Origin of the sequence: Streptomyces sp. NPDC017520, assembly GCF_044329855.1 — a bacterium.
In the GTDB taxonomy this organism is placed as follows: Bacteria; Actinomycetota; Actinomycetes; order Streptomycetales; family Streptomycetaceae; genus Streptomyces.
This window is the reverse complement of the sequence record NZ_JBIRKB010000002.1, coordinates 153,894-177,396: the sequence shown is the minus strand read 5'-3', so window position 1 is coordinate 177,396 and position 23,503 is coordinate 153,894. Positions and strand designations below refer to the sequence as shown.

21 protein-coding genes are annotated in these 23,503 nt (G+C 72.7%); 14 read left to right on the top strand and 7 right to left on the bottom strand.

Translation table 11 applies throughout. From position 1 onward, the window contains the following. The first annotated feature begins 323 nt into the window (after nucleotides 1-323). Nucleotides 324-1,844, top strand: coding sequence for a 30S ribosomal protein S1 (gene rpsA, locus ACH4KB_RS04890; protein WP_024493912.1), 1,521 nt, complete (start codon nucleotides 324-326; stop codon nucleotides 1,842-1,844). 109 nt (nucleotides 1,845-1,953) lie between these two features. Here the strand turns inward: rpsA and ACH4KB_RS04885 are convergent, their stop codons facing one another. After that, nucleotides 1,954-2,913, bottom strand: coding sequence for a right-handed parallel beta-helix repeat-containing protein (locus tag ACH4KB_RS04885; RefSeq protein ID WP_398063631.1), 960 nt, complete (start codon nucleotides 2,911-2,913; stop codon nucleotides 1,954-1,956). A 312-nt stretch (nucleotides 2,914-3,225) separates the two neighbouring features. Here ACH4KB_RS04885 and ACH4KB_RS04880 point away from each other — a divergent pair, with 312 nt between their 5' ends. The 3 genes from ACH4KB_RS04880 to ACH4KB_RS04870 all read left to right on the top strand — a co-directional run bounded on the left by ACH4KB_RS04880 (nucleotide 3,226) and on the right by ACH4KB_RS04870 (nucleotide 5,256). After that, entirely contained in the window at nucleotides 3,226-4,164 is a 939-nt protein-coding gene (locus ACH4KB_RS04880) for a PAC2 family protein (protein ID WP_398063629.1), read from the top strand. Between the two features lie 31 nt (nucleotides 4,165-4,195). After that, nucleotides 4,196-4,801, top strand: coding sequence for a dephospho-CoA kinase (coaE, locus tag ACH4KB_RS04875; RefSeq protein ID WP_398063627.1), 606 nt, complete (start codon nucleotides 4,196-4,198; stop codon nucleotides 4,799-4,801). A gap of 86 nt (nucleotides 4,802-4,887) precedes the next feature. Beyond that, nucleotides 4,888-5,256: a tetratricopeptide repeat protein gene (locus ACH4KB_RS04870; protein ID WP_398063625.1), complete on the top strand. Its 369-nt coding sequence runs from the start codon at nucleotides 4,888-4,890 to the stop codon at nucleotides 5,254-5,256. 30 nt (nucleotides 5,257-5,286) lie between these two features. Here ACH4KB_RS04870 and ACH4KB_RS04865 read toward each other — a convergent pair whose 3' ends face one another. After that, a complete protein-coding gene (locus ACH4KB_RS04865) occupies nucleotides 5,287-5,628 on the bottom strand; it encodes a DUF6343 family protein (protein WP_398063623.1) in 342 nt (113 codons plus the stop codon). 175 nt (nucleotides 5,629-5,803) lie between these two features. Between ACH4KB_RS04865 and ACH4KB_RS04860 the strand changes: the two genes are divergently transcribed. Continuing rightward, nucleotides 5,804-6,502 (top strand): class I SAM-dependent methyltransferase, encoded by a 699-nt coding sequence (locus tag ACH4KB_RS04860; RefSeq protein ID WP_398063621.1) that lies wholly within the window; start codon nucleotides 5,804-5,806, stop codon nucleotides 6,500-6,502. Between the two features lie 43 nt (nucleotides 6,503-6,545). On the opposite strand, the gene ACH4KB_RS04855 is transcribed toward ACH4KB_RS04860, so the two are convergent. Next, nucleotides 6,546-6,902: a hypothetical protein gene (locus tag ACH4KB_RS04855; RefSeq protein ID WP_398063619.1), complete on the bottom strand. Its 357-nt coding sequence runs from the start codon at nucleotides 6,900-6,902 to the stop codon at nucleotides 6,546-6,548. Nucleotides 6,903-7,155: 253 nt separating this feature from the next. Between ACH4KB_RS04855 and ACH4KB_RS04850 the strand changes: the two genes are divergently transcribed. From ACH4KB_RS04850 to ACH4KB_RS04825, 6 genes are all read left to right on the top strand, one after another. Beyond that, nucleotides 7,156-8,052: a slipin family protein gene (locus ACH4KB_RS04850; RefSeq protein ID WP_398063617.1), complete on the top strand. Its 897-nt coding sequence runs from the start codon at nucleotides 7,156-7,158 to the stop codon at nucleotides 8,050-8,052. A gap of 170 nt (nucleotides 8,053-8,222) precedes the next feature. Continuing rightward, nucleotides 8,223-11,246, top strand: a complete 3,024-nt coding sequence (locus ACH4KB_RS04845; protein ID WP_398063615.1) for an SNF2-related protein — start codon at nucleotides 8,223-8,225, stop codon at nucleotides 11,244-11,246. After that, nucleotides 11,243-12,598 (top strand): SWIM zinc finger family protein, encoded by a 1,356-nt coding sequence (locus tag ACH4KB_RS04840; RefSeq protein ID WP_398063613.1) that lies wholly within the window; start codon nucleotides 11,243-11,245, stop codon nucleotides 12,596-12,598. The genes ACH4KB_RS04845 and ACH4KB_RS04840 overlap by 4 nt, the downstream gene beginning before the upstream one ends. 43 nt (nucleotides 12,599-12,641) lie before the next feature. After that, nucleotides 12,642-13,373 carry a hypothetical protein gene (locus ACH4KB_RS04835; protein ID WP_398063611.1) on the top strand — a complete coding sequence of 244 codons (732 nt, stop codon included), beginning with the start codon at nucleotides 12,642-12,644 and terminating at the stop codon, nucleotides 13,371-13,373. Nucleotides 13,374-13,831: 458 nt separating this feature from the next. Next, nucleotides 13,832-15,088, top strand: coding sequence for an AAA family ATPase (locus ACH4KB_RS04830; protein ID WP_398063609.1), 1,257 nt, complete (start codon nucleotides 13,832-13,834; stop codon nucleotides 15,086-15,088). A gap of 233 nt (nucleotides 15,089-15,321) precedes the next feature. Beyond that, nucleotides 15,322-16,719: a VWA domain-containing protein gene (locus tag ACH4KB_RS04825; RefSeq protein ID WP_398063607.1), complete on the top strand. Its 1,398-nt coding sequence runs from the start codon at nucleotides 15,322-15,324 to the stop codon at nucleotides 16,717-16,719. Between the two features lie 121 nt (nucleotides 16,720-16,840). Here ACH4KB_RS04825 and ACH4KB_RS04820 read toward each other — a convergent pair whose 3' ends face one another. After that, nucleotides 16,841-18,052, bottom strand: coding sequence for a pyridoxal phosphate-dependent aminotransferase (locus tag ACH4KB_RS04820; RefSeq protein WP_398063605.1), 1,212 nt, complete (start codon nucleotides 18,050-18,052; stop codon nucleotides 16,841-16,843). An 85-nt stretch (nucleotides 18,053-18,137) separates the two neighbouring features. Between ACH4KB_RS04820 and ACH4KB_RS04815 the strand changes: the two genes are divergently transcribed. Beyond that, complete coding sequence (locus tag ACH4KB_RS04815; protein WP_398063603.1) at nucleotides 18,138-18,830, top strand: winged helix-turn-helix transcriptional regulator; 693 nt, start codon at nucleotides 18,138-18,140, stop codon at nucleotides 18,828-18,830. A 69-nt stretch (nucleotides 18,831-18,899) separates the two neighbouring features. Next, entirely contained in the window at nucleotides 18,900-19,547 is a 648-nt protein-coding gene (locus tag ACH4KB_RS04810) for a uridine kinase (protein ID WP_398063601.1), read from the top strand. A 60-nt stretch (nucleotides 19,548-19,607) separates the two neighbouring features. On the opposite strand, the gene ACH4KB_RS04805 is transcribed toward ACH4KB_RS04810, so the two are convergent. Both ACH4KB_RS04805 and ACH4KB_RS04800 read right to left on the bottom strand, forming a co-directional pair. Further along, nucleotides 19,608-20,519 (bottom strand): carbohydrate kinase family protein, encoded by a 912-nt coding sequence (locus tag ACH4KB_RS04805; protein ID WP_398063599.1) that lies wholly within the window; start codon nucleotides 20,517-20,519, stop codon nucleotides 19,608-19,610. Then, nucleotides 20,516-21,487 (bottom strand): pseudouridine-5'-phosphate glycosidase, encoded by a 972-nt coding sequence (locus ACH4KB_RS04800; RefSeq protein WP_398063597.1) that lies wholly within the window; start codon nucleotides 21,485-21,487, stop codon nucleotides 20,516-20,518. Before ACH4KB_RS04800 ends, ACH4KB_RS04805 begins: the two co-directional genes overlap by 4 nt. Before the next feature lie 104 nt (nucleotides 21,488-21,591). On the opposite strand from ACH4KB_RS04800, the gene ACH4KB_RS04795 reads away from it, so the two are divergent. Next, entirely contained in the window at nucleotides 21,592-21,954 is a 363-nt protein-coding gene (locus ACH4KB_RS04795) for a cupin domain-containing protein (RefSeq protein ID WP_398063596.1), read from the top strand. 111 nt (nucleotides 21,955-22,065) lie between these two features. On the opposite strand, the gene ACH4KB_RS04790 is transcribed toward ACH4KB_RS04795, so the two are convergent. Further along, complete coding sequence (locus ACH4KB_RS04790) at nucleotides 22,066-23,268, bottom strand: MFS transporter (RefSeq protein ID WP_398064630.1); 1,203 nt, start codon at nucleotides 23,266-23,268, stop codon at nucleotides 22,066-22,068. Between the last annotated feature and the right edge of the window lie 235 nt (nucleotides 23,269-23,503).

The following is a 23,503-nucleotide window of genomic DNA, read 5'->3' as shown; positions in this document are numbered from 1 at the left end:
GCGCCGTGCCGTAGTGTTCTCGGGCCGATACGGCCTCGGAGAACACGAGTTGTGCCGGAATCGGGGCGGTGTGCCCCGGGTGTGCGCCTTCGCGCATTGACCCTGTCCGGCTGCCCCCGTATGCTACAAGTTGCGCTGCGAGCCTGCGCGCCTCAGACCTAGCAGGCCGCGCTCGCGTCTGTTGCATGTCCCCTCGGTTGTCGAGGCGTCTCTCCGGAAACGGATTGCGCGCTTTCCAGGCTGTCCGGCTTCTGCAGAGGCGATACGGGCTTTCGGCGTAGCAGTACCTACGACTCTCTGTCCGTACCGGAGCCCTTTCCCACATGACGAGCAGCACCGAGACCACCGCCACCACTCCGCAGGTTGCGGTCAACGACATCGGCGACGCGGACGCGTTCCTCGCGGCGATCGACGAGACGATCAAGTACTTCAACGACGGCGACATCGTTGACGGTGTCATCGTCAAGGTTGACCGGGACGAAGTTCTCCTCGACATCGGTTACAAGACCGAAGGTGTCATCCCGAGCCGCGAGCTCTCGATCAAGCACGACGTCGACCCGAACGAGGTCGTCAAGGTCGGCGACGAGATCGAGGCCCTGGTTCTCCAGAAGGAGGACAAGGAAGGCCGCCTGATTCTCTCGAAGAAGCGCGCTCAGTACGAGCGTGCTTGGGGCACCATCGAGAAGATCAAGGAAGAGGACGGCATCGTCACCGGTACCGTCATCGAGGTGGTCAAGGGTGGTCTCATCCTCGACATCGGCCTCCGTGGCTTCCTGCCGGCGTCGCTCGTCGAGATGCGTCGCGTCCGCGACCTCCAGCCCTACGTGGGCAAGGAGCTCGAGGCCAAGATCATCGAGCTGGACAAGAACCGCAACAACGTGGTCCTGTCCCGCCGTGCCTGGCTCGAGCAGACCCAGTCCGAGGTTCGCCAGACGTTCCTCACCACCCTGCAGAAGGGTCAGGTCCGCTCCGGCGTCGTCTCCTCGATCGTCAACTTCGGTGCCTTCGTGGACCTGGGTGGCGTCGACGGTCTCGTGCACGTCTCCGAGCTGTCCTGGAAGCACATCGACCACCCCTCCGAGGTTGTCGAGGTCGGCCAGGAAGTCACCGTCGAGGTTCTCGACGTCGACATGGACCGCGAGCGCGTCTCCCTGTCGCTCAAGGCGACGCAGGAAGACCCGTGGCAGCAGTTCGCCCGGACGCACCAGATCGGTCAGGTCGTCCCGGGTAAGGTCACCAAGCTCGTTCCCTTCGGTGCGTTCGTCCGCGTCGACGAGGGCATCGAGGGCCTGGTCCACATCTCCGAGCTGGCCGAGCGCCACGTGGAGATCCCGGAGCAGGTCGTCCAGGTCAACGACGAGATCTTCGTCAAGGTCATCGACATCGACCTCGAGCGTCGTCGCATCAGCCTCTCGCTGAAGCAGGCCAACGAGTCCTTCGGTGGCGACCCGGCCTCGGTCGAGTTCGACCCGACGCTGTACGGCATGGCCGCGTCGTACGACGACCAGGGCAACTACATCTACCCCGAGGGCTTCGACCCCGAGACCAACGACTGGCTCGAGGGCTTCGAGGCGCAGCGCGAGGTCTGGGAGACCCAGTACGCCGAGGCGCAGACGCGCTTCGAGCAGCACCAGGCCCAGGTCATCAAGTCCCGCGAGGCCGACGAGGCTGCTGCGGCCGAGGGCGCTGCCGCCCCGGCCGGCGCTGCTCCGGCCGCCTCCGGTGGCAGCGGTGGCGGTGGCGGCGGCTCCTACTCCTCGGAGTCGGCGGACAACTCCGGCGCCCTGGCGTCGGACGAGGCCCTTGCCGCGCTGCGCGAGAAGCTCGCGGGCGGCCAGAGCTGACGCTCTGACCCCGGCGGCTCATCGGCTGCGGTAGCTGTACAGCGGTAAGTGAGGCCCGTCCCCTTCGGGGGGCGGGCCTCGCTCGCGTCTGCGGGGCGGGGCGGGGCGGTTACGGAGTGACGGCGATGTTGGTCAGCCCCCTGCCGCCGGTGACGGTGTTGCTCGCGTACACGGTGGTGCGGCAGCCGGAGCTGTTGTTGGTGACGTTGATGGCGAGTCGCTTGCCGCCGGTGGCCCCGGAGAGGTCCGAGGCGTTGTCGCGGAAGACGGTGCCGCAGCCCCAGCCGCTCTGCTGGGTGTGGGTCTCGTAGCCGTTGTTGGTGGTGCGCGAACCCTTGTTGCCCTCGACCAGGACGTTGTTGCCCTTCACGTCGACCCAGGAGTCGTCGTAGTTGGCGCCGGTCAGTCCATGGCCGTCGAAGGTGTTGCCGATGATCCTCGCGCCGGTCGTGCCCTCCTTGATGTCGATGCTCTCGCCGCCGACACCCGGGCCGATGGTGTTGTTGAGGATCTGCGCGTTGTCGCTGCGGTCGGAGAGGTCGCCGGCCGAACCGACGTACACGCCCTCGCCCATGCCGCGTCCGTTCTGCCCGGTGTCGTGGATCCGGGAGTTCTTCAGTACGCCGTTCTTGCTGGACTTGCGGAAGTGGACGCCTTCCATGTTGAGGTCGTGCACGGTCACGGAGTCGATGACGACGCCGTTCGCCGCGTCGGCCATGATGCCCTTCTGGCCGCCCCTGACCGTGACGCCCTGGACGGTCCAGTACGAGGCGCCGTTCAGGTGCAGCCCGTAGCCGCCGCCGGCGGTCAGGACCGCCCTGCTGGAGCCGGTGAGGGCGATCCGCGCCCCGGAGGTGCCGGGCCGGGTGGCCTTGAAGTTCCCGGTGTACGTGCCGTCGGCGAGCCGGATCGTGTCACCGGGGGAGACGGTGGTGAGTGCCGACTTGAGCTGGGCCGCGGTGCTGACGTCGATGACCGCCGCGTTCGCGGGCCCGGCGCCGGCCAGGGTGAGACCGCCGGCGGCCAGGGCTGTGGCGAGCAGAGCGGTGAGGGGGGAGCGGGTGCGCATGGGGGGTGCCTTCCCGTCGGAGGGGTCCGGATGCTTCTCGTGCGGGTAACGTCTACGCTCTCGTCGTGCAGTTCTTGTACATGAACGCGAGATGCGTGTCTGAACGTGTTGCCCAGAGACGGTAGGGACGGCGGAGGGGCGCGTCAAGGTCTGGACCAGGATCGGCGGGCGCTGCCGGAGAGGCCGAACCGCTCGCGCGGCACGGGCAACTGACACGCCGTGACCCGCCCTCGCCGGGGAAAGTCCGGGTGCGGGGAATGCGCGTGCCGCCCTTCGTGTTCTTGCCTAGGAACACGAGGAGGAGCGGTAACCGTGCCTGATCCGCAGAGTTTGTACGAATGGGAGCCGAAGGGCCTGGCCGTCGTCGACATGGCCTTGGCGCAGGAGTCGGCCGGCCTGGTCATGCTCTACCACTTCGACGGCTACATCGACGCGGGCGAGACCGGCGAGCAGATCGTCGACGGCCTGCTCGAAACGCTGCCGCACCAGGTCGTCGCCCGCTTCGACCACGACCGGCTCGTCGACTACCGCGCACGGCGCCCCCTGCTCACCTTCCGGCGCGACCGCTGGGCGTCCTTCGAGGCTCCGACCCTGGAGGTGCGGGTGGTCCAGGACGCCACCGGAGCGCCCTTCCTGCTGCTGTCGGGCCCGGAGCCGGATGTGGAGTGGGAGCGGTTCGCCGCCGCCGTCGAGCAGATCGTCGAGCGCCTCGGCGTACGGCTCGCGGTGAACTTCCACGGCATCCCGATGGGCGTCCCGCACACCCGCCCCGTCGGCATCACCCCGCACGGCAACCGCACCGACCTGATGCCGGGCCACCGAAGCCCCTTCGACGAGGCCCAGGTACCCGGTTCGGCCGAGGCCCTCGTCGAGTACCGGCTGATGGAGGCGGGCCACGACGTCCTCGGGGTCGCCACCCACGTCCCGCACTACGTCGCCAGGTCCTCCTACCCGGACGCGGCGCTGACCGCGCTGGAGGCGATCACCGCGGCGACGGGTCTCGTGCTGCCCGCGCTCGCGCACTCCCTGCGCACCGAGGCGCACCGCACCCAGACCGAGATCGACCGGCAGATCGGCCAGGGCGACGAGGAGCTGGTCTCCCTCGTCGAGGGCCTGGAGCACCAGTACGACGCCGTCGCCGGCTCCGAGACGCGCGGCAACCTCGTCGCCGAGCCGGTCGACCTGCCGTCCGCCGACGAGATCGGCCGCGAGTTCGAGCGCTTCCTCGCCGAGCGGGAGGGCGAGGGCTGAGCGCCCCCGCCCGGCCCGTAGGCTGCGGCCCATGCTGAAAGTGGGCCTGACCGGCGGCATCGGAGCCGGCAAGAGCGAAGTGTCGCGGCTGCTCGTGACGTACGGTGCCGTCCTGATCGACTCCGACCGGATCGCCCGTGAGGTCGTCGAGCCCGGTACGCCCGGACTCGCGGCCGTCGTCGAGGAGTTCGGGCCGGGCGTGCTGACCGCCGAAGGCGCTCTGGACCGCCCGGCGCTCGGCGCGCTCGTCTTCGCCGACGCCGGGCGGCTGGCCGCGCTCAACGCGATCGTCCACCCCCTGGTCGGCGCCCGCGCGGCCGAACGGGAACGGGCGGCCCCCGAGGACGCCGTCGTCGTCCACGACGTCCCGCTCCTCACGGAGAACGGGCTCGCCCCCCTCTACGACCTGGTCGTGGTCGTCGACGCCTCCGCCGAGACCCAGCTCGACCGGCTCGTCACGCTGCGCGGAATGACGGAGTCGGACGCCCGTGCCAGGATGGCCGCACAGGCCACGCGCGACCAGCGCCGGGCCGTCGCCGACCTGATCGTGGACAACGACGGGCCGTTGGAGGCGCTGGAACCGCAGGTGCGCACGGTCTGGGACGAGTTGGTCCGCAGGGCCGCCGCCGCCCGCTGAGCCGCGTGCGGGGACGCCCCGGCCGGACGTAATACCGGCTCGGGGGTGAACGTTGGAAACCCGCGAGGGAAGGGAAGGATGCGACCGTGCCCGAGAGGAATCCGCAGACCCACGTCATCGACTTCCGAGCGGCCGAGCAACTGCTCGACGCCCGGGACCCCCGGGGTGCCGTCAAGCTCCTCGACTCGGTGATCGCCGCCCATCCGGAGAACACCGCCGCCCGGCTGCTCCGGGCCCGCGCCTTCTTCGCCGCCGCCCAACTGCGTCCCGCCGAGCTGGAATTCGAGCTGGTGCTGGAGCGCGAGCCGGACAACGCGTTCGCCCACTTCGCCCTGGCCCGTACCTTCGAGCGGGCGGGGCGTCCCGAGCAGGCGACCCGGCACTTCCGCCTGGCGGCGGCGCTCGACCCGAAGCCGGAGTACCTCCGGGCCGCGAAGTTCGACGAGCGGTCCTGACGGACCGGACCGACGACACCCGGACACGGCCTAGGGGCGCCCGGAAGGAGGGCCCGCCCGCCCCCCGTTCTCCCAGCCGCTGTCCGTGCCGGGCCCCGCCCGGTGTGGACGGCCGTCGCCGTGGTCCGGCTCGTACGGCGGAACGTCACGGTCCGGCTGGTAGTGCGGGCCCTGGCGCATGCGGTATCGGATCACGCAGAGGTCCAGGACCGCGAGCAGCAGCACCACCCCGCAGGCCGCGGCCCAGCCCGGTCGTCCGGCCAGGGAGAACGCCACCACGCCGAAGAGGGCCCAGAGCATGCCCCACAGGCTCAGCCAGAGCCGCATCCGCAGCGGACTGCGGGCGGTCGCGGGTTCACTGCCGGTACGCATGACGATCACCTCACCCCACCAGCATGGACCCGTCCGGCGGCGTACGGAAACACCACGCGGCGCACGCGGAAGGAACGGCGGTGCGGCCCGGGGAGGGACGCTACGCTGCGGGCTCCGGCGCTGACCCCGCGTGATGGCCGGGGAACCCCGCCCGGCGGCGGCTCGTTCGTCCTTCATGAGCGAATCACTGGTACGCGAGGGGCACGAGGGGACCGGTCCCGGAGCCATCACGCCCGACGGGTGCGCGGTGGAGCTGTACCGCCGGCTCTCCGCCGGCGACGAGCCGGACGTGATCGCGGGCGTGGCCCCCGCCGGGGCGAGCATCCTCGAACTGGGCTGTGGGGCGGGCCGCGTGACCCACCCGCTGGTGCGGCGCGGATTCCGGGTGACGGCGGTGGACGAGTCGCCGGAGATGCTGGAGGAGATCGTCGGGGCACGCAGGGTGCGGAGCCCCATCGAAACGCTGGACCTGGGCGGCGAGCGGTTCGACGTGGTGCTGCTCGGCTCGTTCCTGGTCCATGCGGGCGAGCACCGGGTGCGCGACGGGATGCTGCGCGTCTGCCGCGACCACGTGCGGGACGACGGGATCGTCCTCGTCCAGCGCGAGGGGGTGGCCCACCGCTCGGAGCTGCCGTGGGAGCGGACCGACCCGTCCGGCGGTCTCATCCGGATCGTCTCCGCGGATCCGGTGGGCGACGGTGTGCGCTCGGTGCGCGCGGAGTATCACTTCGACGACGCGCGGTGGACGCAGACCTTCCTGTCGCGGGAGCTGTCCGACGAGGACATCGCCCGGCATCTGGCGACGGCCGGACTCGCGGTGGACCGCACTCTCACCGACGACGGCACCTGGCTGCTGGCCCGGCCCGTGCTCTGAGGGGCCGCGGCCGGCCGACTCCCGTCCCGCCCGCCCCAGCCGCTCAGTGCACGAAGCTGTAGCTGCGCCACGGCTCGCTGCCCGGCGCCGTCACATCGCTGACCCCGGTCGGCACATAGATCGTGCTGCCGCCCGTGCAGTCACGTGTGCGGTACATGATGGCGTCGACCAGCGTCCCGTTCTCCACCTCGTGGGCTCCCACCGGTGCGATCCGGTGGCAACCGCGTACCGACGGGCTCTCCACCTGCAACACCGCTTCGTGCTCCGTCTTGTACGTCACCGGGCCCACCGCGGTGCGGCCGAGCCCCGAGCAGCCCGAGACGGCGAGGGTGAGGAGCGAGGCTCCGGCGGCGATCCCGAGGCGGCGTCGGCGGCGGGGAACGGTGGCGGTCACGGACATGGGCGGGTCCTCGTCTGCTCGTCCGGTGCTCGTCCGGCGATTCGGTACGTCGGGAAGACGTGCTGGCGCTGGCCACCCTGCCCGCCCCGGGGCGGGCAGGCATCCGGTGCGCGGCCGACCGGGCGAGCCGCGGTGCGACGGACCAGGGTTCCCCATACGCCCAAATGGGGCATAGATTTATAAAAGGTGTTATGCGTCAAGGGTGTTCCACGGGCACGCGGGTGTCCGCTCCCCTTCGTCCCAGGGGGCCGTCATGGTTCAGGAACTAGTGATCGCCCTGGTGGCGGTGCTCTGCGCCGGAGCGCTGTACGTGGCCTCGGCGGCGCGGGTGATCCGGCAGTACGAGCGCGGTGTGGTGCTGCGGCTCGGCCGGCTGCGGGACGATGTGCGGCTGCCGGGCTTCACCATGGTCGTGCCGGGGATCGACCGGCTGCGCAAGGTCAACATGCAGATCGTGACCATGCCCGTGCCCGCCCAGGACGGCATCACCCGGGACAACGTCACCGTCCGCGTGGACGCTGTCATCTACTTCAAGGTGGTCGACCCGACGAACGCCGTCATCGCGGTGGAGGACTACCGGTTCGCCGTCTCGCAGATGGCCCAGACCTCGCTCCGGTCGATCATCGGCAAGAGCGACCTGGACGATCTGCTGTCCAACCGCGAGAAGCTGAACCAGGGGCTGGAGGTCATGATCGACAGCCCGGCGGTCAGCTGGGGCGTGCAGATCGACCGGGTGGAGATCAAGGACGTCTCGCTGCCGGAGACCATGAAGCGGTCCATGGCCCGCCAGGCCGAGGCCGACCGGGAACGACGCGCCAGGGTGATCAACGCCGACGCGGAGCTCCAGGCCTCCAAGAAGCTGGCGCAGGCGGCGGGCGAGATGTCCGCCCAGCCCGCGGCGCTCCAGCTGAGGCTGTTGCAGACCGTGGTCGCCGTCGCGGCGGAGAAGAACTCCACGCTGGTGCTGCCCTTCCCGGTCGAGCTGCTCCGCTTCCTGGAGCGCGCGCAGCAGCCGGCGGCGGAGACGGGGCACGACGAACCCGCCGTACCCCATGCCCCGGCCGTACCTGCCGACCTCCTCGCTCCGGCCGCGCCTCCCACCGCCCCGACCGCGCCGTCCTCATCGGAACAGCCGTTCGCCCATCACTGAGCGTGGCGGCCCGCACGCGGAGCGGGGCACCCGCCCGATCGATTACGCCGTCGCTGACCTGGGGTGATACGGCGGGCGTCCGCAGTGTCAGACCTCCCGCCTAGACTCGCGGAGTCAGCACATTCCGTGCCGACGAAAGACCGCGGATCAGGTGGGAGGGGGTGGCGGACATGACGGCACGGACCCGGGAGGGCGAGCCGCGGGACACCATGGACACGGCCCGGACCGCCGATGCCGGACGCCTCCTGCGCTGCGCGGCGGTCTTCCTGCCCGGCCCGGTGCCCAGGGACGGCCGCATTGCCTTCTGGGATCCGCTCGCGGACGCCGGCCCGTGGCACGACGACGGCGCGCGGGGGCGCAGCGGGGCGCCCTTCGCGTACGCGGAGACCCCCGGCAGTCCCGACTCCGTCCCGTGCACCACCGCCCGGCTCACGGTCGTCCGGCCGGACCCGGCGGCGGGCCCCGGGAGCGTGCGCGCCGTCGCGGCGCCCGCGGCCCTGGTGTCCGTGGCCGACGCGCTCCCCCTGCTCGTCCGGGCACGCCATCAGGCCTCCGCCCATCCCGCCACCCGCTGCTGGGGCGCGGCCGCTCTGCACGCCCTTCAGCTCGTCGCCCGCGGCCGGCTCCTCCCCGGACTCACGGCGGACGGACACGACGCCTGGCGGGCGGGTCCGAGGGACGCCGAGGACGTCGCGCACCTGCGGGCGGTCGCCGCCGCCCTGCCGCCCGAGGGGCACGCGGCGCCGGTCCCCGGCTCCGAGCCGCCCCGGCTCCCCGACCCCGAGGCGCTGATCGGGGCGTTCCTGGACGCCGTCGCCGACACCCTGCCGCGCACCCCCGCCGCCGCGTTCGCGATGGGCGCGCCGTTCGCCGCCCACGAGCCCCAGCATCTGCCCCATGCCGCGGCCTGGGCCGTGGAGGTCGCCTCGGGGCTGGACGCGGGCGTGCGGGTCTCGCTGCGCCTGGACCTCTCCGCGTACGAGCTGTTCGACACCGCCGACACCTACGCGGTCACGGCCGCCCGCGAGGAGACGGAGACCGACGGGGGACCCGCCCGGCCGGAGCACCCGGACGACCCGGCGGTCCGGCACGCCGCCGCCGCCGTCGTCCAGGTCCACAGCCTCGCCGACCCGACCTACGTGGTGGACGCGGCCGCCCTGTGGAACGGCGCGGTGGGCGAGCCGTTCGGGCCGCGTGCCCGGGTCGACGCGGTGCTGGCGGTGCGCCGCGCCGCCCGCGTCTGGGCCCCGCTGGAACGACTGCTGGGGCAGCCCGCGCCCGATGTGCTCGCGATCACCGAGGACGAGCTGTACGAGCTGCTGAGCGACGCGGGATCCCGGCTGGCCGCCGCCGGGGTCGAGGTGCACTGGCCGCGCGAGCTGGCCCGTTCCCTCACCGCGACCGCCGTCGTGCGGCCCGCGCCCGGATCGGCCACCGACGGCACGTCCTTCTTCGACGCCGAGCATCTCTTCGCCTTCGACTGGCAGCTCTCCCTGGGGGAGGAGCGGCTGACCGAGGCCGAGATGGACACCCTGGCCGAGGCCCACCGCCCGGTGGTGCGGCTGCGCGACCAGTGGGTGGTCGTCGACCCCGCCCTCGTACGCAAGGCGCGCAAGCGGGAGCTCGGGCTCCTGGATCCGGTGGACGCGCTCGCCGTCGCCCTCACCGGCAGCGCGGAGGTGGACGGCGAGCGGGTGGACGCCGTCCCCGCCGGGGCGCTGGCCGCCCTCCGTACGCGGATCCTCACCCAGGACACGACGATCGCGCCGCCGCCCGGCCTCGACGCGACGCTGCGCGACTACCAACTGCGCGGTCTGGCCTGGCTGGACCGGATGACCTCCCTCGGGCTGGGCGGCTGCCTCGCCGACGACATGGGCCTCGGCAAGACGATCACCCTCATCGCCCTCCATCTGCACCGGGCGCACCACTCGCCCACCCTGGTGGTCTGCCCCGCCTCCCTCCTCGGCAACTGGCACCGCGAGATCAACCGCTTCGCCCCCGGCGTCCCCGTGCGCCGCTTCCACGGCACGGACCGCACCCTGAGCGACCCGGACGGCGGCTTCGTCCTCACCACCTACGGCACGATGCGCTCCAGCGCTCCCCAGCTCGCCGAGCAGAGCTGGGGCCTGGTCGTCGCCGACGAGGCGCAGCACGTCAAGAATCCGCACTCCTCCACGGCCAGGGCGCTGCGCACCATCCCCGCCCCGGCCCGGGTCGCCCTCACCGGCACCCCCGTCGAGAACAACCTCTCCGAACTCTGGGCGCTCCTCGACTGGACCACACCCGGACTGCTCGGCCCGCTCAAGGCGTTCCGGGCCCGGCACGCCCGGATCGTGGAGAACACCGGCACCGCCGCGGGCCTGGGCAACGAGGAGGCGGTGGAGCGGCTGTCGCGGCTGGTGCGGCCCTTCCTCCTGCGGCGCAAGAAGTCCGACCCCGGCATCGCCCCCGAGCTGCCGCCCAAGACGGAGACCGACCACCCCGTCTCCCTCACCCGTGAGCAGGCCACGCTCTACGAGGCGGCCGTCCGCGAGACGATGGCGCAGATCGAGGCGGCGGAGGGCATCGCCCGCCGGGGTCTCGTCATGAAGCTGCTGACCTCGCTCAAGCAGATCTGCAACCACCCCGCCCAGTATCTGAAGGAGGAGCCGACCCGGCTCACGGGCCGCTCGGGCAAGCTCGCCCTCCTCGACGAACTGCTCGACACGATCCTGTCCGAGGACGGCTCGGTCCTGATCTTCACGCAGTACGTGGCGATGGCGAAGCTCCTCTCCGCACACCTCTCCTCCCGCGCGATCCCCTCCCAGCTCCTCCACGGCGGCACGCCGGTCCCCGAGCGGGAGCGGATGGTGGACCGCTTCCAGTCCGCCGAGGTCCCCGTCTTCCTGCTCTCCCTAAAGGCGGCCGGCACCGGGCTGAACCTGACCCGCGCCGCCCATGTCGTCCACTTCGACCGCTGGTGGAACCCCGCCGTGGAGGAGCAGGCCACCGACCGGGCGTACCGCATCGGCCAGACCCAGCCCGTGCAGGTCCACCGGATCATCGCGGAGGGCACGGTGGAGGACCGGATCGCCGAGCTGCTGGAGTCCAAGCGGGTCCTGGCCGACGCGGTGCTCGGCAGCGGCGAGAGCGCCCTGACCGAGCTCAGCGACCGTGACCTCGCCGACCTCGTATCGCTGCGGAGGCCCGCATGAGCCCGCGCCCGACCACCGGCCCGGCCGCCCGGAGATCGGCCCCCCGAGCCCGGCCCGGCCCGGACGACCTGCGGCGCACCTTCGAGGCGGTGCCCGCCCGCACCTCCGCCGAGGGCGAGCCCTTCGCGGGGAGCTGGTGGGGCCGGGCCTGGGTCGACGCGGTGGAGTCGCTGTCGATGGACGAGGCCCGCCTCGCCCGTGGCCGTGCGTATGCCGACGACGGCCAGGTCGCCGCGATCACCGTCACTCCCGGGCGCGTCGTCGCCTATGTCCACGGCAGCCGGGCCCGCCCCTACCGCTCCGAACTGCGGCTGCGCACCTTCACCGACCCCGGCTGGGAGACCCTGCTCGACGCGGTCGCCGCCCACCCCGGCCACCTGTCCGCGCTGCTGGCCAAGGAGATGCCGCACTCCCTGGCCCACACCGCCGAAGAGGCCGGCGTCCGGCTGCTGCCCGCCGCCGACGACCTCGACCCCAGCTGCACCTGCCCCGACCACGGGCGGCCCTGCAAGCACGTCGCCGCCCTCTGCTTCCAGACGGCCCTGCTGCTCGACAGCGACCCGTTCGTCCTGCTGCTGATGCGGGGCCGGGGCGAGCGCGAGCTGCTGGACGAGCTGGGCCGGCGCAACGCCGAACACTCCGCCCGCGAGCGCCCCGCCGCTCCCGCCGTCCCGACGGTCGGGGCCCGGGAGGCCCTCGCCGCCCGCTTCCTGCCCCCGCTCCCGGCGCCCCTGCCCGTACCGCCGCATCCGGGCCAGCCACCGTCGTATCCCGATCTGCCCGGCGCCCGCGACCCGTTGGGCCTGGACCACCTCGCCACCGACGCCGCCGCCCGCGCCCACGCCCTGCTGACCACGGGCCGTGATCCGCTGGCCGGACTCACCCCCTGGCAGGACGCGGTCCGCCTCGCCGCCGCACGGCCGACCGCCGGGCTCACCGCCACCACCCGCGCGCTCTACCGGGAGCTGGCCTACGCCACCGGCCGCACCACCACCGACCTCGCCCGCGCCGTCGCCGCCTGGCGGCAGGGCGACGCCGAGGGCCTCGCGGTCCTGGAGACGCCCTGGGACCCGCCGGCCGGCCCCTTCGACCGGGCCAGGCCCGCGCTCGCCGCCGCCGGCTTCCCGCGCTTCACGCCCTCGCGCAACCACCTCACCCACCCGGACGGTTCGCTCCAGCTCCGCTTCGGCCACGACCACCGGTGGTACGGCTACGAATCCGACCCCGGCGCCGACGACTGGTGGCCGCGCGCCGCCCCGGACGCCGACCCGGTGGCCGCCCTGGAGACCCTGCTGGCCGGCGACTCCGTCCCCGACGCCTCCGGGACCGACGACCCGTCGTACGTACGGTAAAACCCTTGGCCAGGGGAGAGTTACCCCTGTTAGCGTCCACGGCGTGGCGAAACTCAATCAGATCATCGCAGTGGAGAAGGGCGTCAAGTCCAAGGCACACCAGGACCTGACGGCGGCTCATCACGGCCTCCAGAAGACCGGACTGCTGGCCGGGATCTCCCGGACCTACCAGCCCAAGGACGAGGAGGGCGAACAGCTTCCGCCCGAGTCGACGCTCGTCCAGGTCAAGGCCGAGGACGTGCTGCGGGACACCGCGCTCACCCTGACCCGGCTCTTCGATGTGACCGCCACGAAGGACTGGGCGAACTGCTCGGCCAGGGCCGATGTGACGGTCGACGGCCGGGTGCTGGTGAGCGAGGTGCCGGTGTCGTATCTGCTCTTCCTGGAGAAGCAGCTGACCGACCTCAACACCTTCGTCCGCAAGCTGCCCGTGCTGGACGCCGCCGAGGCCTGGGTGCAGGACCCCTCGACCGACTCCTGGAAGACCGAGCCGGTCCGCACGGTCCGCACGAAGAAGGTGCCCCGCAACCACGTGAAGGCGGAGGCCACCGAGAAGCACCCGGCGCAGGTCGAGGTGTACTACGAGGACATCCCGATCGGGTACTGGACGACGGTCAAGTTCTCCGGGGCGCTTCCGGCGCGGCGCGTCAACGAACTGCTGGACCGGATCGAGAAGCTCCAGCAGGCTGTGAAGTTCGCCCGCGAGGAGGCCAACGGCGCAGAGGTCACCGACCAGCGGGTGGGTGATGCGGTATTCGGTTACCTCTTCGGGTGACCGACCATGGATTCCCCGGGCGCCGCTCAAGGCGGCCGGGGTGCGCGAGGAGCGCAAGCTGAAACTGAGGCTTGTCGTGAAGGCGCGGTTCCAGTGGAGGTTCAACTCCTCCCTCCGGCACGGGCCGGAGTAGCCCAAGCAGGCAGAGGCAGACCGCCGTCAATCTCAGACTATTGCTCCAGACTCAGCATTCGCCGCCGATCGCCGGATCGAACGGGCCCGGGCCCGCGCGCGTCGAAATGCCGGTTCAAGTCCGGCCCGCAGAGCTTCGATCTGCGGTGGTCCAAAGGCAGGACGCGACGACATCAGACTGACCCGGATCCTTAAACGTGCCGGCGTGCCCGATGGGCGGCACACTCAGGGCCCGGAGGCCGGCTACGCCTCCGGGCCCGCTCCCGTCCCCGGGGAGCGGCGGAGACCCGGAGCCGACCACAGGGGCGCGGGACCCGCAGGGCACAATGCAGGACGTGCGAGGTACAGACGTGCGAGGTGCGGACGTGCAGGGTGCAGATGTGCAAGGTGCGGGCGACGCGCAGTCAACAGCCGCCCGGCTGCGGGCGATCTGCGACGAGGTCTCGGACCGCTTCTACGAGCGGGCCGACGTGGTGCGCACGCTCGTGGTGGCGCTGCTGGCCGGGCAGCACTCGCTGGTGCTCGGCCCGCCCGGAACGGCGAAGTCCGAGATCGCCCGGGAGCTCACCGGCAGGGTCGAGGGGGCTGCCTACTGGGAGATCCTCCTGTCGAAGTTCACCGCGCCGACGAGAATGTTCGGTCCCGTCGACGTCGCCGCGCTCGCCCGCGGGGAGTACCGCCAGGTGTACGAGGGCCGCGCCACGACCGCGCACGTCGCGTTCATCGACGAGATCTTCAAGTGCTCCACGGCGGCGCTGAACGAGACCCTGGGCTACCTCAACGAGCGGATCTACCACCCCGAGAGCGGCGGCGAACCGATTCGCTGCCCGCTGATCGGCGCCATCACGGCGAGCAACGAGCTGCCGACCGGGGAGGCCACGTCCGCGATCTACGACCGGCTGCTGGTGCGGATCGAGGTCGGATACCTGGCGGACCCGTCGAACTTCGCCGCGCTGGTCCGCTCCGCCGTCAACCGCCCGGCTGCCCCCGTCCGTACCACCGTCGAACTGGCCGCGTTGCAGCACGCGGTGACCGGATCCGTCCCGGCCGTGGACGTCCCCGACGCCATCGTGGACGCCGTGTGCGCGCTGCGGGCGGCCCTGCGCCGCAAGGAGCTCGTCGCCTCCGACCGCCGCTGGCGGCAGGCGGTGCGGCTGCTCCAGGCGTCCGCGTACCTCGACGGCCGCCCGGCGGTCGCCGAGACCGACCTGACGGTGCTCACCCACGTGCTGTGGGACTCCCCGGCCCAGCGCCCCACCGTCGAGCGGGAGGTGCTGCACCTGGTCAACCCCGACGCCAAGGAGGCGCTGGACCTGGCCGACGCCCTCGACGAGCTGGAGGCCCAGCTCGACGCCATGGCGGGGCAGTCCCGCGAGGCGCTCAGCGACTGGGTCATCAAGAAGGCCCACAACAAGCTCGCCACGGCGGGCAAGCGGCTGGAGAAGCTGCGAGCCGAGGCGGCGGGCGCCGGCCGCTCCACCGCCGCCATCGACCGGGTCACCGGCCGTCAGCGCGCCGTCCGCGCCCGCGTCCTCACCGAGGCGCTCGGCGTGGACGCGAGCATGGTCCAGGACCGGCTCTGAACACCGGGAGGACCAGCGGCGCCGGCCGGGCGCCGACCGCGCTCGACGCACTCGCGGGCCGGGCCCGGACGTGGCTGGGCCACTCCAGGGCCGAGCGGAGCCAGGGGGCCGTCGTCGCGGACCGGTTCGAACGGTTCACCTGGCGCGACACCTGCGAACAGTCCGCAGGACTGCGCGAGCTGGCCCAGGAGCTGGGCGAGCGCCACGGCCACGCCGCCGACCTCCTGGCCGATGTGTTCCTGGCCGCCTACAAGACCGGCCTCCGACTGCGCGAGCGCACGGAGATGGAACCCTCGCGGCTGGTCAACCACCAGATCGTCACCGCCCTGGTGGAGTCACCGGACTTCGCCGCACTGCGCCGGGAAACCGTCGGCGACCCCTACGCCGCCGCCATGGCCGTCCTCGCCCAGTCCGGCGCCCTGCGCAGGATGCTGGAGCGCGCCCAGGACGCCCAGGGGCGGGCCGAGCGAGCGGCGAAGGCCCTCCAGGACACCGACGGCGCCGCGACCGCCGTGGCCGAGGCGCTCCGGCGCGCCGCCGAAGAGACCGATGAGGACGGCGGCGTACCGGCCTCGACCGCCGACGCCGTCCACCGGGCGATCGAGTCCGCCGAGGCGACCGGAACGGCCGCGCGGCTGGCCGCCCAGGCTGCCGAGCAGGGCGCCGCCGCCGTCCCCGGACTCCGTACCGCCGCGCGGCACGCGGCGGCGACGGCCGCCGATGCCGTCAGGGAGGAGGCCGCGCTGATGCGGGCCTGGGGCGTGGGCCCCGGCGAGCTGGAGCGGATGCCGTACGCGGGGCGCGCCCGGCTGGCCGAGCGGCTGCGCGCGGGTCGTCTCGCCCGGTGGGCCGAACTGATCGGGCGCTTCCGGCAGATGGCCGACGGGGAGCGGGCCCGCAAGGTGGAGAGCACCGCCGGGGAGCTGGTCGGCGTCACACTCGGCGACGACCTCTCCCGCCTGATCCCCTCCGAGCTGGCCAACCTCGGCCTGCCCGAGCTGCGCGCCGTCTTCGCCGCGCGGTACGCCGCCGGGGAGCTGATGCTCTACGACAGCCGGGGCGAGCAGCCGACGGGGCGGGGCGCCGTCATCGCGTGCGTGGACACCTCCCACTCGATGTACGCGGCGGGGCCCGGAGGAGTCACGCGGGAGGCCTGGTCCAAGGCGTGCGCCCTGGCGCTGCTCGACCAGGCCCGCCATGCCGGGCGCGACTTCGTCGGCATCCTGTTCTCCGCCGAGGACAGGGTCCAGGTCTTCCGCTTCCCGGCCGACCGGTCCGCCCGCATCGAGCGGGTGCTCGACTTCGCGGAGACCTTCCTCGGCGGCGGCACCAGCTACCAGACGCCCCTGACCACGGCCCGTGAAGTGCTGGAGGAGGAGTTCGACGACGCGGCCGCCATGCGCGGCGACATCGTGATGATCACCGACGACGAATGCGGCGTCACCGAGGAGTGGATGCGCGGCTGGAACGATGCCAGGCGGGTGCTGGGCTTCCGCGTCTTCGGCCTCGCCGTCGGCGCCCCGGGCGCCGCCGAGGCCGGTTCGGTCCTGGACGCGCTGTGCGACAACCTCCGCTCCATCGAGGACCTCACCGACGTCCACGCCGCCGCGGATCTCTTCCGCCTCATCTGACCCCGGCCGGATCAGCCTCGGCCTCGGGAGGACCCGCCTTGGGAGGACCCGCCTCGGGGGGACCCGCCCCACCCGAACAGGCCGACCCGTCATCCGGTCCCGGCCGGACCGTGCGCGCGGATCACTGTCGGTATCCGCTCAGGAACCGGCCGATGCGGCTGATCGCCGCGTCGAGGTCGTCGGCGTACGGGAGGGTGAGGATGCGGAAGTGGTCCGGCCGCGGCCAGCTGAAGCCGGTGCCCTGCACCACCTGGATCTTCTCCCGCAACAGCAGGTCCAGCACGAACTTCTCGTCGTCGACGATGCGGTGCACCTTCGGATCGATGCGCGGGAAGGCGTACAGCGCGCCCTTCGGCTTCACGCACGAGACACCGGGGATCTCGTTCAGCCGCTCCCAGGCCCGGTCGCGCTGCTCGTGCAGCCGCCCGCCCGGCGCGACCAGCTCCCGGATCGACTGCCGTCCGCCGAGCGCGGCCTGAATGGCGTACTGGGCCGGGGCGTTGGGGCACAGGCGCATGGAGGCCAGCATGGTGAGGCCCTCCAGATAGTTGCGGGCGTGCTGCCGCGGACCGGACACCACCATCCAGCCGGACCGGAAGCCGGCCACCCGGTACGTCTTCGACAGACCGCTGAAGGTGAGGCAGACCAGGTCGGGGGCGAGGACCGCCGCGCTGTGGTGCTCGGCCCCGTCGTACAGGATCTGGTCGTAGATCTCGTCGGCGAACACCATCAGCCCGTGCCGCCTGGCCAGATCGAGAATGCCTTCGAGGATCTCGCGCGGATAGACCGCGCCGGTGGGGTTGTTCGGGTTGATGATCACGACGGCCCTGGTCCGGTCGGTGATCTTCGCGGCCATGTCGGCGAGATCCGGATTCCAGTCGGACTCCTCGTCGCAGACGTAGTGCACGGCCCTGCCGCCCGCGAGCGTGGTCACCGCCGTCCACAGCGGGAAGTCCGGGGCCGGGATCAGCACCTCGTCGCCGTCCTCCAGCAACGCCTGCACCGCCATGGAGATCAGCTCGGAGACCCCGTTGCCGAGGAACACGTCGTCCACGCCGACCTCGGTGAGGCCCATGGCCTGGTAGCGCTGGACCACCGCTCGCCGGGCCGAGAGGATGCCGCGCGAATCGGTGTAGCCGTGCGCCTGCGGCAGCATCCGGATCATGTCCTGGACGATCTCCTCGGGGGCCTCGAAACCGAAGAGCGCGGGATTGCCCGTGTTGAGCCGGAGCACGCTGTGGCCCGCCTCCTCCAGGGCGTTGGCGTGCTCGATGACCGGGCCCCGGATCTCGTAGCAGACCTCGTTGAGCTTGCTGGACTGCCGGAACTCCATGCGCTGCCTCCCGAGCCGAATTGCGATACTTGGTTTTACCAAGCTTCAGCTTGGAAAGTCCAACAACATGTCTAGACTGCGTCGCATGCCACGTCAGCAGCAGCCTGCAGCACGCCCCGCCCGTCGCCGGAGCTACGACCAGTTCGACGCCACCGCCCGCGCCCTCGACTCCGTCGGCGACCGGTGGACGCTGCTGATCGTCCGTGAACTGCTGGGCGGGCCGCGCCGGTACACGGACCTGCACGCCGACCTGCCCGGCGTCAGCACGGATGTGCTGGCCTCCCGGCTCAAGGACATGGAACAGACCGGGCTGGCCCTGCGCCGCAAGCTGCCGCCCCCGTCGGCGGCGTCGGTCTACGAGCTGACCGCCCGCGGCCGCGGCCTGCTGCCCGTCCTCGCCGCCCTCGCCGAGTGGGGGGCGCCCGCCCTCGCCGAGCGCCGCCCCACGGACGCGGTGCGGGCCCACTGGTTCGCCCTGCCCCTGCTCGGCGCCCTCGCCGGGCTCACCCGGGAGGGCGTCCTCGAAGTCCGGCTGGCGGAGGGCGAGTTCCACCTCCGTGTCGGTCCGGGAGCGGGCGCCGCGCTCACGGCCGCCGAAGCGGTCGCCGCGGTGTACGGCTACGGCCCCGCCGACCGCCCCGACGCCCGGATCGTCCTCGACGCAGAGGTGTGTCTGGAGCTCGCGCGGGGCGGGGCGACCCTCACGGAGGCGGTGAAGGACGGCCGCGTCGAGGTGCTCGGCGAAGGCCCGCTCGCCGCCGAACTGCGCGGCGCCTGAACCTCCCGCACGGGCGGGCCGGACCCCCTCACCCGAGCGCCCCTCCGCCGGTGCGGCGATGATGGGTCCGTGCGACTCGAAGCGATCACCTGGGAACGGCTGGCCGGCGAACTGGCCCGCTACGGCGACGGGCTGTCCGCCGCCGACGGCGGGCCCTGGCTCGCGCTCGGCATCGACGGAGCGCCGGCCGCCCGCACCGGCGAGAGCGCCGAACGCCTCGCCCGGGAGCTGCGGCTGCTCGGCCGTGCGGTGCTCGTCATCTCCACCGAGGGCTTCCTGCGCCCGGCGAGCCTGCGCTTCGAGTACGGGAAGCGGGACCCGGACGCGTACGCCGACAGCTGGTACGACACCGGGGCGCTGTGGCGCGAGGTGTTCGGGCCGCTGGAGGCCGGCGGCTCGGGCCGCGTGCTGCCCGATCTGTGGGACCCCGTGACCGACCGGGCCACCCGTAGCCCGTACCACTCCCTGCCCGAGGGCGGGGTGGTCGTCGTGCACGGCCCGTTCCTGCTGGGGCACTGGTTCCCGTTCGCGCTCAGCGTCCATCTGCGGCTGTCCCCGGGGGCGTTGCGGCGACGCACGGCGGAGCCGGAACGCTGGACCCTGCCCGCCTTCGCCCGGTACGAGGAGGAGGTGGCGCCCGCGGACCGCGCGGACGTGGTGGTCCGGGCGGACGACCCGTCGCACCCCGCCTGGTCGGGACTGCCCGGGAGCGGGTGAACGGGCCTCCCCGGCAGCTCCCGTCACCGGACCGGCGGTCGGCCTCCCCGGCACCTCCCGTCACCGGACCGGCGGGCGACCGCCCACCGTGGTCACGGCCACCGCTCCCGCCCGGCAGCCCTCGGCCGCCGCGGCCAGGTCGTCCGCCCCGGCCAGCAGCGCCGCGAGGAACCCGCCGGTGAACGCGTCGCCCGCCCCCGTCGAGTCGACCGGCTCGCGCACCGGCGGGGCGGGTACGCGGCCGACGACCTCGCCCCCGGCGGCCACCACGGCTCCGCCCGCGCCCAGGGTGACGACGACGCGGGGGAACCGCCGGCTCAACTCGGCCGCCGCCTCCTCCGGTCCGGGCAGCCCGGTGAGCAGGCGGGCCTCGTCCGCGTTCGGCACCAGCAGCTCCGCACCCTCCGCGAACTCCAGGAACCGCTGGGACCCCAGCTCGCCGAGAAAACCGGCCGACGCCGGGTCCACGCTCACCGGAACGCCCCGCTCCACGGCGGTGCGCAGGGCGAGGAGGGCGGCGGCCCGGCTCACCGCGGCGAACAGGAGATAGCCGGAGAGATGCAGCCGCCCGACACCGTCGAGCATCGTGGGCGCGAAGTCCTCGACGGAGAGCCGCAGCACCGCCCCTCCGTCGGTCAGGAACGTGCGCTCCGCCGAAGCGTCGACCAGGGCGATGACGGTCGCCGTCGGGAACGCGTCGTCCACCGCCAGGAACGCCCGCACCCCCGCCCGCTCCAGCTCCTCCCGGTGCCAGCCGGCCGACCCCGACCCCGCCCTGGCCAGCAGCCGCACGTCCGTACACCCCGAACGCACCGCCCAGCAGGCGACGTTGGCCCCCGCGCCGCCCGGCAGCGTACGGATCCGGGCCGCCGTGTCCGTACCGTGGGCGAGCGCCGATCCGTACCGCGCCACCACGTCCGTGACCACGTCCCCCACCACCAGCAGCCCACCGCCCGCCGCCGGACGGTTCACCGGGCGCCCGCCGCCGCGACGGCGATCCGCGCCGCGAGCGTCACGTTTCCGCGGACGGCCGCCAGGTTCGCCTCCAGTGAAGCGCCCTCGGTCCGCCGCATCAGCTGGTCCAGCAGGAACGGAGTCACGCCCTGCCCCGAGACGCCCCGCTCCCGGCACGCGTCCAACGCCTCCGCCAGCACCCGGTCGTGCAGTGCCGGATCCAACTGATCCTGTTCCGCTACGGGGTTGGCGACGATCAACGCGGACGCCGGGCCGCCCAGCGCCTCCTTCGCCCGGATCACCTCCACCACCTCCTCCGGGCTGCCCACCGTCCAGTCGACGGGTTCGCCGGAGCTGCTCAGGTAGAAGCCGGGGAAGTGCCCGGTGCCGTAGCCGACGACGGAGACGCCGAGTGTCTCCAGCCGCTGGAGGGTCGCCGGGACATCGAGGATCGACTTCACCCCCGCGCAGACCACGGTGATCCCGATGCGGGCGAGCAGCCGCAGATCGGCCGACTCGTCCTGGTTCTCGGACCACTCCCGATGTACGCCGCCGAGCCCGCCCGTCGCGAAGACGCCGATCCCCGCCCGCGCAGCCAGGAACGCCGTCGCGGACACCGTCGTCGCCCCGCTCGTCCCGGCGGCGAGCGCCGGGGCGAGATCGCGGTGCCCGAGCTTGCTTACCGCCGGGTCCTCGGCGACCCGCTCCAACTGGTCCTCGACCAAACCGACATGGGCCCACCCGTCCAGAACGGCGACGGTGGCCGGGACGGCGCCGACGGACCGGACGAGCCCCTCCAGTTCCCGGGCCACGGACAGATTGCGGGGGCGCGGCAGACCGTGCGCGATGATCGTCGACTCCAGCGCCACGACGGGCAGACCGGCGCTCAGAGCGGCCCGCACCTCCGCCGAGAGCACGGGTTCGTAGACGTTCGTCCCAAGGTTCCCGCGCGGAGCGGGACGCTGGTCCGGTGGGTTCTGAGGCATGCCCCATCCCTGTCGCGGCCGGGACGAGCGCAAACCACGGACGGACCTCCTGGGGCGGGTCCTGGCCGCTGGGTGGCCGGAAGCGGTCGCTAAGGTGACCGGCCATGACGACATATGACCAGGTCCCCGCCTCCTTCGCCGTCCACATCCCGGATGCCGAACTCGTACCGGAGCCTCTCGATCCGGCGCAGATCGTCTCGGGCGATCCCGTGGTGACGGGCAGGGTGCTGTGGGAATCGGCCGACGGCAAGCAGCTCCGGGGGATCTGGCAGATCACCCCCGGTGTGGTCACCGACACCGAGGCGAACGAGCTGTTCGTGGTCGTCAGCGGACGGGCGACGGTCGAGGTCGAGGGTGGGGCGACACTGGAGATCGGCCCGGGGGACGCCTGCGTCCTGCGCGAGGGAGACCGGACGACCTGGACGGTTCACGAGACGCTCCGCAAGGCGTACCACATCAGCCTCTGAGGGCTGTGGCTGATAACTACGGTCACGCCGGCGGCGGTTGCGGTAGTCGTGACGGCAGCCGGTTACGGGGGCTGGGCTGTGGCTGTGGCAGGGGTGCGGCCCGGGGGTGTGTCAGCCGCTGACCGCTCCCGGCCGCCACAGACTCCGGCGCAGGGCGAGCGCCGCGACGGGCAGCAGCAGCGCGGCGCCGATCGCGTTGAGGAGGCCGTATCCCCACTGGGCGACGATCACCCCGGCCGCTGCCCCGCCGACCGCCGCCGCCGCGTTCATGGTCAGGTCCGACAGCCCCTGCACCGCGGCGTGGGCCGACTGCGGCACCGCGTCGGTGAGCAGCGCCGAACCGGCGATCATCCCCGCCGACCAGCCGAGGCCCAGCAGGAACAGGCCCGCGGCCGTCTGCCCGTGCCGGGGCCCGGCGGTGCCCGCCAGGAGCGCGGCACAGCTCAGCAGGCCGACGGCCAGGCCGATCACGGCCAGCCGTCCGAACCGGTCGGCCAGCCACCCCATCACCGGTGAGAACGCGTACATGCCCGCGATGTGCCCGCTGATCACGAGCCCGATCAGCTGGAGACCGGCTCCGTGCCGGCCCAGATCGACCGGGGTCATGACCATGATCGACACCATGGCGGTGTGCGAGACGGTGACCGTCAGCAGGGCGAGCCGCGCCATCGGCGACTCCCGGACCGCCTCGATCCCGGCGCGCAGCGAGCGCTTCGGCGGCCCCGTGGGGCCCTCCGGAGCCAGGGTGCGGGCGGTGAGGAGCGGATCCGGGCGCAGGGCGAGCGCCACGACCGCTCCGGCGAGCAGGAACACGACGGCCGAGCACAGATACGGCCCGGCGGCCTCGGGCACCGGCGTACCGCGGAACAGCCGGCTCGCCGGGGCCGAGATGTTGGGACCCACGACCGAGCCGATCGTGGTGGCCCAGACGACGGTGGAGATCGCCCGCCCCCGCCGCTCCGGTCCCGCAAGGTCGGCCGCCGCGAACCGGGCCTGGAGACCGGCCAGGGATCCCGCACCGAACGCGGCCATGCCGAGCAGCAGCAGTGGGAAGCTGGGCACCATCGTGGCGAGGACCACCAGGCCGCCGCCCAGCGCACCGATCAGATAGGCGAGCGCCAGGCCGGACCTGCGGCCCCGGGCGTTCATCAGGGCGGCCAGCGGCAGCGACAGCAGCGCCGTGCCGACGACGGACGCCGTGGGCGCCAGCCCGGACAGCGCCTCCGACCCACTCACGTCGGCGGCCAGCATCGGGGCCAGGGCGATGCCGACGGCCACGCCGAGGCCGCCGAGTATCTGGCTGATGACGAGCACGGCCGACGTCCGGCGCCGGAGGGCCGGCAGACCGGCGGCCGTGACCTGGGGGAGGGAGAGGGGACGTGTCACCGGCGCAGTGTGTCACCGCCCGAGCGCCGCCGTGCACCCGGACGGGTGAACGGACCCTCACGGTGACCGATCGGACGCTCCCGGGCGGTACGCGGCCATCCCGTGGAGAAGCGGCCCCGCAGGCTTTCCCGAGCGGCGATTACCGCGGTCTCCGGAGCACAGC